Annotated in this window: 9 protein-coding genes and 1 riboswitch; of the genes, 7 read left to right on the top strand and 2 right to left on the bottom strand. The window is 73.5% G+C overall.

Annotation, left to right across the window (positions count from 1 at the left end; all coding sequences use genetic code 11):
* A partial coding sequence (locus AC0CYZ_RS13435; protein WP_472216076.1) for an AMP-binding protein occupies window positions 1-444 on the bottom strand: 444 nt, incomplete at its 3' end.
* Between the two features lie 229 nt (window positions 445-673).
* Window positions 674-755: riboswitch (S-adenosyl-L-homocysteine riboswitch) on the top strand.
* A gap of 129 nt (window positions 756-884) precedes the next feature.
* Between AC0CYZ_RS13435 and ahcY the strand changes: the two genes are divergently transcribed.
* The 5 genes from ahcY (at window position 885) to AC0CYZ_RS13410 (ending at window position 7,851) form a co-directional block, all read left to right on the top strand.
* Window positions 885-2,366 (top strand): adenosylhomocysteinase, encoded by a 1,482-nt coding sequence (gene ahcY, locus AC0CYZ_RS13430; protein ID WP_472216074.1) that lies wholly within the window; start codon window positions 885-887, stop codon window positions 2,364-2,366.
* Window positions 2,367-2,819: 453 nt separating this feature from the next.
* Window positions 2,820-3,524, top strand: coding sequence for a dTMP kinase (locus AC0CYZ_RS13425; RefSeq protein ID WP_472216072.1), 705 nt, complete (start codon window positions 2,820-2,822; stop codon window positions 3,522-3,524).
* The gene (mtrA, locus tag AC0CYZ_RS13420) at window positions 3,521-4,198 is read left to right on the top strand and encodes an MtrAB system response regulator MtrA (RefSeq protein ID WP_472216070.1); all 678 of its coding nucleotides are present in this window, start codon (window positions 3,521-3,523) and stop codon (window positions 4,196-4,198) included. Before AC0CYZ_RS13425 ends, mtrA begins: the two co-directional genes overlap by 4 nt.
* 18 nt (window positions 4,199-4,216) lie before the next feature.
* On the top strand, window positions 4,217-6,034 hold the full coding sequence (gene mtrB, locus AC0CYZ_RS13415; RefSeq protein WP_472216068.1) for an MtrAB system histidine kinase MtrB: 1,818 nt from the start codon (window positions 4,217-4,219) through the stop codon (window positions 6,032-6,034).
* Window positions 6,031-7,851, top strand: a complete 1,821-nt coding sequence (locus AC0CYZ_RS13410) for an LpqB family beta-propeller domain-containing protein (protein WP_472216066.1) — start codon at window positions 6,031-6,033, stop codon at window positions 7,849-7,851. The genes mtrB and AC0CYZ_RS13410 overlap by 4 nt, the downstream gene beginning before the upstream one ends.
* An 859-nt stretch (window positions 7,852-8,710) precedes the next feature.
* Here the strand turns inward: AC0CYZ_RS13410 and AC0CYZ_RS13405 are convergent.
* A complete protein-coding gene (locus AC0CYZ_RS13405) occupies window positions 8,711-9,289 on the bottom strand; it encodes a TIGR03086 family metal-binding protein (RefSeq protein ID WP_472216064.1) in 579 nt (192 codons plus the stop codon).
* A gap of 389 nt (window positions 9,290-9,678) precedes the next feature.
* On the opposite strand from AC0CYZ_RS13405, the gene hpf reads away from it, so the two are divergent.
* Together hpf and secA are read left to right on the top strand one after the other, a co-directional pair.
* The gene (hpf, locus tag AC0CYZ_RS13400; RefSeq protein ID WP_472216062.1) at window positions 9,679-10,371 is read left to right on the top strand and encodes a ribosome hibernation-promoting factor, HPF/YfiA family; all 693 of its coding nucleotides are present in this window, start codon (window positions 9,679-9,681) and stop codon (window positions 10,369-10,371) included.
* 195 nt (window positions 10,372-10,566) lie between these two features.
* Window positions 10,567-13,417 (top strand): preprotein translocase subunit SecA (gene secA / locus AC0CYZ_RS13395; RefSeq protein WP_472216060.1); only part of this gene is annotated, 2,851 nt, incomplete at its 3' end.

The raw sequence follows: 13,417 nt of genomic DNA, 5'->3' as shown, positions 1-13,417 counted from the left end.
CGGCGTGTCCGAGCCGTCGTCGATGACGACGAACCGACGCACGTGCGGCATCTGGTCGGCGAGCGGCCACAGCTGGCCGAACAGCGAGCGGTCGACGAAGACGACGTCGTCGTCGGCGTGGTTGACGATGTACACGAGCTGCTCGGCGAACAGCCGGATGTTGAGGGTGTGCAGGACCCGGCCCGTGCACGGCACGGCGAAGTACAGCTCGAGGTGGGTCGGGGTGTTCCAACAGAACGTCCCGACCCGCGCGTCGTGCGGGATGTCGAGCGCGTCGAGCGCGGCCGCCGTGCGGCGCACCCGTACCGCCCAGTCCGCGTAGGTCGTGGTGTCGACGGCGCCCCCGACGCCGATGCCGGTGATCGTCTTGTGCCCGAAGAGCTGCTCGGCGCGGTGGAAGACGTGGGGCAGCGCCAGCGGCGTGGACTGCATCTGACCGAGCACGGCGAGGACCTCCTGGGGCGCTCACGGGCGGGACGCCCGAGCCTACGGGGCCTGTGGCCCGCGTCATACTGCGCGCGTGGCCCCGGTCATAGCCTCCGGAACCGTCTCGCGGACGACCTGCGGCGACCGGACCCCGGGCCGGGTGGTGCCGTGCGCTCCGCCTTGACCGTCCCGACGGCCTGTGTTCGTATCGATGGCACGGCAATAGGTCGCACCACGGTGCGACGGGCCTGTCGAGTGGCGCTGCAACGGACACGTCGTGTCCGCCACGCTCGGCAGGGCTCCGGAACCGTCAAGGGCGCCTCCAGATGGTGGAGGACCGTGCTCGCTGTCGCCGACCCCGCGGACGCGGACGAGGGCTCGTCCCCCCGCCGCCGCCGGGTGGACGGACACCACCGGGCCACCACCGATCAGCCGACACACCGACCGGATGAGGAGTCATGGCAGCAGTAGGCACCACGCACGAGAAGTACGCCGAGAAGAACGGGATCGACTTCGCGGTCGCCGACCTCTCGCAGGCCGACTTCGGTCGCCGCGAGATCCGGCTCGCCGAGCACGAGATGCCCGGGCTGATGGCCCTGCGGCGTGAGTACTCCGAGGCCAAGCCGCTGCACGGCGCGCGCATCTCGGGCTCCCTGCACATGACCATCCAGACCGCGGTGCTCATCGAGACGCTGGTCGAGCTCGGCGCCGAGGTCCGCTGGGCCTCCTGCAACATCTTCTCCACCCAGGACCACGCGGCCGCCGCGGTCGTCGTGGGCCCGCACGGCACCCCCGAGGAGCCCAAGGGCATCTCCTGCTTCGCCTGGAAGGGCGAGTCGCTGGAGGAGTACTGGTGGTGCGCCGAGCAGATGATGACCTGGGCCGACGCCGACACCCGCGGCCCGAACATGATCCTCGACGACGGCGGCGACGCCACGATGCTCGTCCACAAGGGCGTCGAGTTCGAGAAGGCCGGCGTCGTCCCGACGACCGAGCTGGACGACCCCGCCGAGTACCAGGTCGTGCTCGAGACGCTGCGTCGCAGCCTCGAGGCCGACCCGCAGCACTGGACCAAGGTCGCGTCGGGCATCAAGGGCGTCACCGAGGAGACCACGACGGGCGTCCACCGCCTGTACGAGTTCTTCAACGAGGGCAAGCTCCTCTTCCCCGCGATCAACGTGAACGACTCCGTCACGAAGTCGAAGTTCGACAACAAGTACGGCTGCCGCCACTCGCTGATCGACGGCATCAACCGCGCCGTCGACGTGCTGCTCTCGGGCAAGAAGGCCGTCGTCTGCGGCTTCGGTGACGTCGGGAAGGGCTCGGCGGAGTCACTGCGCGGCCAGGGCGCCCGCGTGACGATCACCGAGACCGACCCGATCTGCGCGCTCCAGGCGCTGATGGAGGGCTACGACGTCAACACGCTCGAGAACGTCGTCGAGTCCGCCGACATCGTCATCACGACGACCGGCAACAAGGACATCGTCACGCTCGACCACATGAAGCGGATGAAGCACCAGGCGATCCTGGGCAACATCGGGCACTTCGACAACGAGATCCAGGTCGAGAAGCTCGAGAAGTCCGGCGCCACGCGGATCAACATCAAGCCGCAGGTCGACGAGTGGCGCTTCGACGACGGCCACTCGATCATCCTGCTGTCCGAGGGCCGGCTGCTGAACCTCGGCAACGCCACCGGGCACCCGAGCTTCGTCATGTCGAACTCGTTCTCGAACCAGACGATCGCGCAGATCGAGGTGTTCACGAAGCAGGACGAGTACCCGATCGGCGTCTACCGCCTGCCGAAGCACCTCGACGAGAAGGTCGCCAAGGTCCACGTCGAGGCGCTCGGGGCGGAGCTGACCAAGCTCACCAAGGAGCAGGCCGAGTACATCGGCGTCGACGTCGAGGGCCCGTACAAGCCGGAGCACTACCGCTACTGAGTGGTCGCGGCACGCGGCGGTTGGTGGTCAGCACACCGCTCCGCTCCGCGCCGCGCTCCGGTGGTCGCCGATGTGGTGACCGGCTGAGCACGTCCTGACCGAGGGGCCCCCTCGCTCGATCTGTTCGAGCGCGGGGGCCCTTCGCTCGTTTCGGGCCACTGCGCCGGAGGTCGGCGGTGCCGCGAAGGGCACTGGGCGCAGGTTCGGGGTCCGGTCGAACTGCCTGGTGTGCCCGTGATCTTCGGGTCGGCCACCCCGCCGCGCACGCGACCGTCGCGAGGGGCACGTGGCGCAGCTCCGCGGGCTCGCCGGGCTGCCTGGTGTACCCCTGGGGCTCCGGGCTCCGGGCTCCGGGCTGCCTGGCGTGCTCCTGATCGTCGGCCGGGCCGGGCCCGGACGGCGCGTCGCACCTGCACCGCGGTCACACCCCGTCGCTGGCTAGCGTGGTCGCCCGTGGGCGTGATGGTGGCCGTCGAGGGGCTCGACGGGGCGGGGAAGGCGACGCTGGTCGACGCGCTCGGCCGTTCCGCCCGTGCCCGGGGGGCCTCCGTCGCGGCGCTCGCCTTCCCCCGCTACGACGCCGACGTCCACGCCGCGCTCGCCGGCGAGGCCCTGCACGGCGCGCACGGCGACACCGCCGCCTCGGTGCACGCGATGGCCCTGCTGTTCGCGCTCGACCGGCGCGACGCCGCCCCGGTGCTCGCCGACCTCCGCGCGACCCACGACCTCGTCCTCGTCGACCGCTACGTCGCGTCCAACGCCGCGTACGGCTCGGCGCGGCTGCACCAGGGCGTCGGGGACTTCGCCTCGTGGGTGCACGCCACCGAGGTCGAGCGCTTCGGCGTGCCCGCCCCGGACGCGCAGGTGCTCGTCCGCGTGCCCCCCGAGTTGGCCGCCCAGCGGGTCCGTGAGCGCGCCCGCGCGGCCCGGGACCGCGACCCCGACAGCTTCGAGGCGGACGCGGAACTGCAGCGACGGTGCGCCGAGGTCTACGACGAGCTGGCCGAACGGCACTGGTGGTGCCGCTGGTGGGTGGCCGAGAATCGGCATTCGGGGGACGAAGCACTCACCCGTACGGCTGATGCGGTCATCGATGCCGTACTCGGAAAGGCTTTCGCTCCCGGATCGTCGGTGAGAAGTGACACCATTGAGACATGAGCTCTCGGATCCTCGTGGTGGACGACGACTCCTCGCTCGCGGAGATGCTGACGATCGTCCTCCAGGGCGAGGGTTTCGACACCACGGTCGTGTCCGACGGCGCGCAGGCGCTGCCGACGGTGCGGGAGTCGGCGCCGGACCTCGTGCTGCTCGACCTCATGCTCCCGGGCATGAACGGGATCGACGTGTGCCGCGCGATCCGGGCCGAGTCCGGGGTCCCCGTCGTCATGCTGACCGCGAAGACCGACACGGTGGACATCGTGCTCGGCCTGGAGTCCGGGGCGGACGACTACATCGTCAAGCCGTTCAAGCCCAAGGAGCTCGTCGCGCGCATCCGGGCGCGCCTGCGGCAGTTCCCCACCGAGCCCAGCGAGCAGATGCAGGTCGGCGACGTCACGATCGACGTCCCGGCCCACCAGGTGCGCCGCAACGGCTCCCCGATCCCGCTCACGCCGCTGGAGTTCGACCTGCTCGTGGCCCTGGCCCGCAAGCCGCGGCAGGTCTTCACCCGCGAGGTGCTGCTCGAGCAGGTCTGGGGCTACCGGCACGCGGCCGACACCCGGCTGGTGAACGTGCACGTCCAGCGGCTGCGCTCGAAGGTCGAGAAGGACCCGGAGCACCCCGAGGTGGTGCTCACCGTGCGCGGCGTCGGCTACAAGGCCGGCCCGCCCTGATCCAGCGGTCGGTGCCCCGTGGCTGAGCGCCTCACGGGCCTGCGTCGTCGCGTCGAGCTCGCGCTCGCCGAGCGGGTCGGCGCGCTGCGGGTGCTGTGGCGGCGCTCGATGCAGTTGCGCGTGGTGCTGTCCACGCTCGCGATGTCCAGCGTCGTCGTGCTGGTGCTCGGCCTCGTCCTGCAGACCCAGATCGCCGACCGGCTGCTGCAGGGCAAGCAGCAGGCGGCCCTCGTCCAGGCCGACATCAGCCGCGGGAACCTCGAGCGCGACCTCCTGCGCGTCGACCCCGACCGCGACGGCACCCAGGCCACCCTCGACGAGGCCCTCGACCGCCTGACGTCGTCCGGGTCCGGCGCCGACGCCCGCGACGCCGGCGCGTTCGAGGCGGTCCTCGTCGCCGGGACCGAACCGCTGGGCACCGCGAGCACGACGGGCACCGGGTCGACCGGCCCGTCGTCGGGACCCGCCGACGCCGTGCCCCCGCAGCTGCGCGACCCCGTGCTCAAGGGGTTCCTCGCGACGAAGTACGTCACGGTCCCGTCCGCGGGCGGCGCGGGCGTGCCCGCGCTGATCGTCGGGCAGCCGGTCCGCACCGCCGGGCGCAACCTGCAGCTCTACCTGATCTTCCCGCTCTCGGCCGAGCAGCGGACCCTCGCGCTGATCCAGTCGACGCTCGCGCTGGCCGGGCTCGCCCTGCTGGTCCTGCTCGCCGGCATCTCGAGCATCGTCACCCGGCAGGTCGTGCGGCCCGTCCGGCAGGCCGCCGACGTCGCCGAGCGGTTCGCCGACGGCCACCTCGACGAGCGCATGCCGGTGTACGGCGACGACGAGGTCGCCCGCCTCGCGGAGTCCTACAACGAGATGGCCGCGAGCATCCAGCAGCAGATCCACCAGCTCGAGGAGTTCGGCGCGCTGCAGCGCCGCTTCACGTCCGACGTCAGCCACGAGCTGCGGACCCCGCTCACGACGGTGCGGATGGCGGCCGAGCTCCTGCACGACCAGGCCGAGGAGAACAAGGACACGGACGCGGTCGCCTACCGGTCCTCCCAGCTGCTCGTCGACGAGCTCGACCGGTTCGAGTCGCTGCTCGGGGACCTGCTCGAGATCAGCCGCCTCGACGCCGGGGTCGCGGAGCTGGCGATCGAGCGGGTCGACCTGCGCGACATCGTGCGCCGCGCCGCCGAGACCGTCCGCCACCTCGTCGACGACTCCGCCACCCCGCTGCTGCTCGACCTCACCGAGCCCGCCGAGGCCGAGGTCGACCCGCGCCGCGTCGAACGGATCCTGCGCAACCTGCTCGCCAACGCCGTCGACCACGGTGAGAGCCGGCCGGTCGAGGTGCGGGTGGCCGCCGACGAGCACGCGGTGGCGGTCGTCGTCCGAGACCACGGCGTCGGGCTGAAGCCGGGCGAGGCGGGGCTGGTGTTCAACCGGTTCTGGCGCGCCGACCCGTCGCGTCAGCGCCGCAGCGGCGGCACCGGCCTCGGCCTCGCGATCAGCCTCGAGGACGCCCGGCTGCAGGGCGGCTGGCTCCAGGCGTGGGGGGAGACCGACCACGGCGCGGTGTTCCGCCTGACCCTGCCGCGCACCGCGGGCGAGCTGCTGCGCACCAGCCCGCTGCCGCTCATCCCGGTCACCGCCGCCCCCGCCGACGCCGAGCCGGGCATCCGCGAGGACGCCGTCACCACCGGGACCGCGTTGCCGCCTCCCACGGGCGAGATCCCGCTGACGCGCACCGGCGGGGACGACGAGGCGGGGGCCGACGACGACGGGTCCGCGGACGCGCCGGGGGGTGACCGGCCGGGCGCGGTGTCCGGGCGCGGGGAGGCGTGGTGAGGCGCGACCGTGCCCTGCTCGCGGTGCTCCTCGGCCTCGTGGCGCTGCTGCTCGCCGGGTGCGCGACGGTGCCCGGCTCGTCCGACGTGACCGTGCTGCGCCGGGTCGGCGACCCCGCCGAGCCCAGCGCGCCGCCCGGGCCCGCCCGCGGCGCCCAGCCCCTGGAGATCGTCCGGGGCTGGATCCTCGCCTCGGGCGCCACGTCCGAGCGGCACAGCGCCGCGCGGGCGTTCCTCTCGCCCCCGGCCGCCGGTTCCTGGGACGACGGCGCCTCGCCGACCGTCGTGTCGGACCGGCTCGACACGGTGTTCTCCCCGGGCAGCGGGCAGGCCGGGACGGCGTCGGTGCGCGTCCGTGCCGACAAGCTCGGCACCCTGCGTCCCGACGGGGCGTTCGTCGCCGACCCGGGCACCGTCGACGTCGTCGTCGGGCTCACCGAGAACAACGGGGTCTGGCGCATCTCCTCGTTGCCGGCGGGCACGATCGTGCGGCACACCGACCTGCGGGCGAACACCCGCCCGGTGCGCGTCTGGTTCCTCGCGCCGGTCGGCGGCGCGCCGGTGGGGGAGACCCGCTACCTCGCGACCAGCCCCGTCCGGTCCGTGCCCGGCCGGGTGCTCGACGAGCTGTTCTCCGGGCCCTCCGACGGCCTGCGGGGGGCGGCCCTCTCCGCCCTGCCGACCGGTGTGCTGCTGCGCTCGGCCGTCGGCACCACCTCTGACGGCGTGGCGACCGTGGACCTGACCCACATGGGCCCCGTCGACGCCCTCGACCCGGCCCGGCGCGCCGAGATCGCCCAGCAGGTCGTGCTCACCCTCGCGGGCGTGGGCGTGGACCACGTCCAGCTCACCGTCGACGGCGACCCGCTGCTCGACGGGCGTCCGGAGCTCGACGTCGGCGACGTCCTCGCCGGCCTGCCGCCCGCCGTCCGGGAACGCCCCGACCTGCCCGGTGACCGGACCGTCGGCGACGCGGCCGCGGCGTCGCCCGCCGTCGTCGTCACCGGAGGGCGCGTGCGGGCCGTCCCGCAGGACGCCGGCACCGACCCGTACCGGCCGGCCACGCCGGACCTCGTCACGGGGGTCACCGACGCGCGCAGCGCGAGCCCCTCGCCGGACGGGCGCGACGTCGCCGTCGTCGGGCTCGAGGGCGCGACGATGCGGCTGTCGGTGGGCCGGGTCGGCGCCGCGGCGGCGCCGACCGCGATCACCGGCACCACCGTGACCCGACCCTCCTGGACCCCGGACGGGGCGGAGGTCTGGACGGTCGTCGACGGCCGCCCGGTGCGGACCGCGCGCGGCGGGTCGGCCGCGGACGCCCCGGTCCTCACCCCGGTCGGGCTCGACGCGACCGCGCTCGCGAGCCTCGGCCCGATCACGACGCTGCGCCTCTCCCCGGACGGCGCGACGGTCGCCCTGGTGGCCGGGGGCCGCGTCGTCCTCGCGACCGTGGTGCGCGACATGGGCGGCGGCGCGCGGCTCGCCGCGGTGCGGGTGCTGCGCCCCGGTCCCGCGGGCGAGTCGCTCGACGGGATCGTGGACGTGACCTGGTCGCAGACCGACCGGCTCGTGGCCGTGGGGTCCATGGTCGGGCACCCGGTGCAGCTCGCCTCGGCCGACGGCCTCGACCTCGACGACGGCCCCAGCACCAACCTCACGCCCCCGGTCACCGCGGTGGCGGCGGCCCCCGACCGGCCGACGCTCGTGGTCGACCAGGGCGGGCTGTGGTCCCTGCCCGCGGACGGGGCGGACGGCGCGGACGTGTGGCGCTCGGTCGCGGGCGGGTCGAACTCGTCGGTGCCGGCGTACCCGGGGTAGGTGGCCTTCGGCCTCGTGAGCACTTTCGGGGGCTATAGCACCCGAAAGTGCTCACACGCGCGGAGCGCACCTGCTGTGGACGGACGGCCCCGCTCGTCCACAGGCGCGCCGCGACCCTGGCGGCCGGGGCGCGGGCCGCGCGAGCCTCGAGGGCGTGCTCTCCTCCCTCCTGGCGGCCCTGGTCGACCTGGTGCTGCCCGCTCCGTGCGGCGGCTGCGGGACGACGGTGCCGCCGGGCACCGGGCTCTGCGCGGCGTGCGCGGGCTCGCTGCGGCGCCCGCTCCCCGCCTCGGAGCGTCCCGACCTGCCGCCGGCGATGGCGCTCGCGCCCTACACCGGGGCCGCCCGGCACGCCGTCATCGCCTACAAGGAGCGGGGCCGACGCGACCTCGCCGTCCCGCTGGCCGCCGCCCTCGGCGCCGCGCTCGACCGGCTCGCCGACGGCGGGTGCCTGCTCGTCCCCGCCGCGTCCCGGGCGGCCGCCGCGCGGGTCCGCGGCGGCGACCACATGCTGCGCATCGCCCGCCGGCTCGCCCGCGACGGCCACGGGCAGGTGGTGCCCGCGCTCGCCCTCTCCCGCGGCGCACGGGACTCCGTGGGCCTCGACGCCGCCGCGCGGGCCGCGAACCTCGCCGCCCACCTGCGGGTCCGCCCGGGGCCGCTCGCGGCGCTCTCCGGGCTCCCCGCGCGGCCCGGGCCGGTCGTGCTCCTCGACGACGTGCTCACCACCGGGGCGACGGCGGCCGCCTCCGCCACCGTGCTGGCGGCGGCCGGGCTGCCGGTGGACCTCGTGCTGGTCCTCACCGCCGTCGGTGCCCGACGCCCGCGCGTGCCGGGCGGGGCGGTGCCGGGCGTCGGGTCAGTGCGCGCCGCCCGCACCGCCCGGGGGACGCCAGGCCGGGTCGCGGCCGATGAAGCCGAGCAGGCGGGTCTGCGGGTCGGCGTCGGCGGGGACCGCGACCGCCGTGCCGAACTGGCCCGAGGAACGGATGACCTCCGCCATCGCGACCATGCCGGTCACGAGCTCCTCGCAGGCCGCGGCGTCCAGCCGGTCGTCCTGACCCGTGGCGCGGGCGAGGTCCCACGTGTGCATGAAGACGTCGGTCGTGTAGATGCGGTCGAGCAGCGCGCCGAGCGGCATCGTCCCCATGTGGGGCGCGTCGACCACCCGTCCGGCACTGGCGGGGTCGTCGAGCATCGCCTGGACGGCGGCGGCCTGCGCCCGCCACGCACCGACCGGGTCCACCGACGCCGGCGGCCCCGGCTCGAGGTGGACCCCGATCACGCCGAGGAGCCCGGGGAGCCACTCGGTGAGGTGGGCGACCACGTCGCGCGCGGTCCACTCCGGGACCGGCGTCGGCACGTCCCAGTCCCGCGTCCCGTCGACCCGCTCGGTGAACGTGCCCGCGATCGCCCGGTGCCGCTCCGCCTCGTCCATGACCACCTCCGTCGTATTCAACCCGATGGTTGAGCATAGGGACGTGCGGGTGCGACGTCCACGACCCGTCAGCGGGCCCGGACGACCGCTGGTCCCACCCGGGCGGGCGATCCCCCACAGGGGCGAGCCCGCACGCGCGGCGTTCGCCCGGACGTGGCGTTCGCTCGACCCGGCAGCCGCCCACTCGACACCTTCCGGACACCCCCGGATGTCAGTACCGTGTCCCATCTCACCGGTCAGGCCGACCGACAGGAGGCGCGAACGCCGTACCGCGACGCCACGGGTCCCCGGGAGGCGCGTCCGCCCCCGTCACCGGTCTTCACCGCCGAGGACTCGGCCCCCGGGCCGGACCCAGCCGGGCGTCGCTCCTACTTCCCTCGGGAGTTGATGTGGAGATCGTCATCTGCGGCCGCAACGTCGAGGTCCCGGAGCACTTCCGCGACCACACGACGGAGAAACTGGCCAGACTCGGGCGCTACGACCACAAGATCATGAGGCTGTCGGTCGAGCTCTCGCACGCGAACAACCCGCGTCAGGCCAAGACCTGCCAGAGCGTCGAGATCACCGGTCGCGGACGGGGGCCCGTCGTGCGGGCCGTCGCGTGCGCCGGTGACTTCTACTCCGCCCTGGATCTCGCCCTGCAGCGCATCGAGGAACGCCTGCGCCGCGCCCACGACCGCCGGCTGCACAAGGCCGGGCGTCGCCGCGTGGCCGTCGGGGTGGGAGGCCCCGGTGAGGGGCTGCCCACCACGGGCGCGGACCTCGACGACGCGCTGCCCGCGGCGCTGCGGGAGGACGCCCTCGACGACGACCACGGGCACGAGTACCTGCCCGACGCCGCGCTCCCCGCCGCGAGGGAGGCCCTCGACGACCGCTTCGGCCGAGAGGTCGAGGGCGACGGGCCGGGACGCATCGCCCGGGTCAAGGAGCACGAGGGCGTGCCCATGACCGTCGACGACGCGCTGTCGCACATGGAGCTCGTCGGCCACGACTTCTTCCTCTTCGCCGACAAGGCCACCGGGCGCCCGAGCGTGGTCTACCGCCGCCGCGGATACGACTACGGCGTCATCTCGCTCGTCTGAGCCGGCTCGCGGCACGGGGGTCGGGAGGAGCGGTCGCACCGGGCCGCCTCTCCGGCCTCCCGTGCCGGGGCGCCCCGCCCCGGACCGGCGCCGGACCCGGCGCGCTTACCATGGGGTGAGCGACAACCGGTCGGTCCGCACGGGCCAACCGGAGCCGATGAGAGCCAGCGACGAGGACGAGCGAGGTCACCCACCGTGGTGCTGAACCGACTGCTGCGGGCCGGCGAGGCGAGGACGGTCCGGCGCCTCGGCGCCATCGCGGACTACGTTGACACCTTCTCCGACGAGGTCGAGGCACTCTCGAACGACGAGCTGCGCGCGAAGACCCAGGAGTTCCGCGACCGCTACGCCGACGGCGAGTCCCTCGACGACCTGCTCGGGGAGGCGTTCGCCGTCGTTCGCGAGGGCGCCTCCCGCACGCTCGGCCAGCGTCACTACCGCGTGCAGCTCATGGGGGGCGCGGCACTGCACCTGGGCAACGTCGCCGAGATGCGCACCGGTGAGGGCAAGACCCTGGTCTCGACGCTGCCGGCGTACCTCAACGCCATCGCCGGCGAGGGCGTCCACGTCGTCACGACGAACGACTACCTCGCCCGCCGCGACTCGGAGTGGATGGGCCGCGTCCACCGCTTCCTCGGCCTCGAGGTCGGCGCGATCTACGCGGAGATGCCGCCCGACGAGCGCCGCGCGGCCTACGCCGCCGACATCACCTACGGCACGAACAACGAGTTCGGCTTCGACTACCTGCGCGACAACATGGCCTGGTCGAAGGCCGAGTGCGTCCAGCGCGGGCACGTCTACGCGATCGTCGACGAGGTCGACTCGATCCTCATCGACGAGGCCCGCACGCCGCTGATCATCTCGGGCCCGGCCGAGCAGAGCGCGCGCTGGTACTCCGAGTTCGCGCGGCTCGCGCCGAAGATGACCAAGGACGTCCACTACGAGGTCGACGAGCGCAAGAAGACCGTCGGCGTCACCGAGGAGGGCGTCGGGTTCATCGAGGACCAGCTGGGCATCGAGAACCTCTACGAGGCCGCGAACACCCCGCTCGTCGGCTACCTGAACAACGCGCTCAAGGTCAAAGAGCTCTTCCTCAAGGACAAGGACTACATCGTCCGCGACGGCGAGGTCCTGATCGTCGACGAGTTCACCGGCCGCGTCCTCGCCGGGCGCCGCTACAACGAGGGCCTGCACCAGGCGATCGAGGCGAAGGAAGGCGTCGAGATCAAGCAGGAGAACCAGACCCTCGCGACGATCACGCTGCAGAACTACTTCCGCCTCTACGAGAAGCTCTCCGGGATGACCGGTACCGCCCAGACCGAGGCGGCGGAGCTCTCCAAGACCTACAAGCTCGGCGTCGTCACGATCCCGACCAACAAGCCGCCGCAGCGCGTCGACCAGCCCGACCTGGTCTACAAGACCGAGGCGGCGAAGTTCGAGGCCGTCGCCGACGACGTGGCCGAGCACTTCGAGCGCGGCCAGCCGGTGCTCATCGGCACGACCAGCGTCGAGCGCTCCGAGTACCTGGCCAAGCTGCTCGCCGAGCGCGGCGTCGAGCACTCGGTGCTGAACGCGAAGTTCCACGAGCAGGAGGCCGGGATCATCGCCCAGGCCGGCCGTCGTCGGGCGGTCACGGTCGCGACCAACATGGCCGGCCGCGGTACCGACATCGTGCTCGGCGGCAACCCCGACTTCCTCGCCGACCTGCGCCTGCGCGAGAAGGGCCTCGACCCGGTCGACATGCGCGAGGACTACGAGGCGGCGTGGGACGACACGCTCGCCCGGGTCAAGGACGAGGTCACCCGCGAGGCCGAGCAGGTCAAGAAGGCCGGCGGGCTCTACGTCCTGGGCACCGAGCGCCACGAGTCGCGTCGCATCGACAACCAGCTCCGCGGTCGCGCCGGCCGCCAGGGCGACCCCGGCGAGTCGCGGTTCTACCTCTCGCTGGGCGACGAGCTCATGCGGCGGTTCAACGGGGCGAGGGTCGAGACGATCATGACCCGGTTCAACCTCCCCGAGGACATGCCCATCGAGGCGAAAATGGTCTCCCGGGCCATCCGCAGTGCGCAGACGCAGGTCGAGCAGCAGAACTTCGAGATCCGCAAGGACATCCTCGAGTACGACGAGGTCATGAACCAGCAGCGGACGGTCATCTACGACGAGCGCCGCCGCGTGCTCGACGGGGAGAACCTGTCCGAGCAGGTCCAGAACATGATCATCGACGCCGTCACTTCCTACGTCGACGCCACGACCGCCGAGGGCTACAGCGAGGACTGGGACCTCGCCAAGCTCTGGGAGGGGCTCGGCCTGCTCTTCCCCGTCTCGATGTCCTGGGAGGACGTGCTCGCCGAGCACGACGACATCGACCGCGACCTGCTCGTCGACATCCTGACCGAGGATGCCCTCGAGGCCTACCGGCGCCGTGAGGAGGAGATCGACGCCCTGGTCCCGGCGGGCGGCATGCGCGAGCTCGAGCGCCAGGTGGTGCTCTCGGTGCTCGACCGCAAGTGGCGCGAGCACCTGTACGAGATGGACTACCTCAAGCAGGGCATCGGGCTGCGGGCGATGGCCCAGCGCGACCCGAAGATCGAGTACAAGCGCGAGGGCTTCGAGATGTTCTCCGCGATGATGGAGGGCATCCGCGAGGAGTCCGTCGGGTTCCTGTTCAACCTGACCATCCAGATCGAGGAGGCGCCCCCCGTCGACGCGGTCCCCGGGGCCAACCCGAACACCGACACGGCGATGCAGCCGGCCGTGCGTCCGCACGACCCGGACCCGCGCACGCGCTCGACGTCGGGTGCCGCGCCGATCGGCGCTCCCCCGCCGCGGCCCGCCGGCCCGGGTCAGCACGGCCCGGTGCCGCCGCAGGGCCCCGGCCGTCCGGTCATGGTCCCGCCGGACTCCCGGCGTCCCGGCTTCGAGCCGACGGCCGCGATCCCGGCCGCCCCGACGCCGCAGGCCCCGCCCACGCAGACCAACGGCGGCCGCCACGGCGGCGGCGTCCCGACGGGCCGTCGCGGTCGGCACGGGCAGCCCACCGCCCCCC

The sequence above is a fragment of the Actinomycetospora sp. genome, assembly GCF_055612215.1.
Note: the sequence above shows the minus strand (reverse complement) of the source record. Positions and strands in the feature narration are given on the sequence as shown.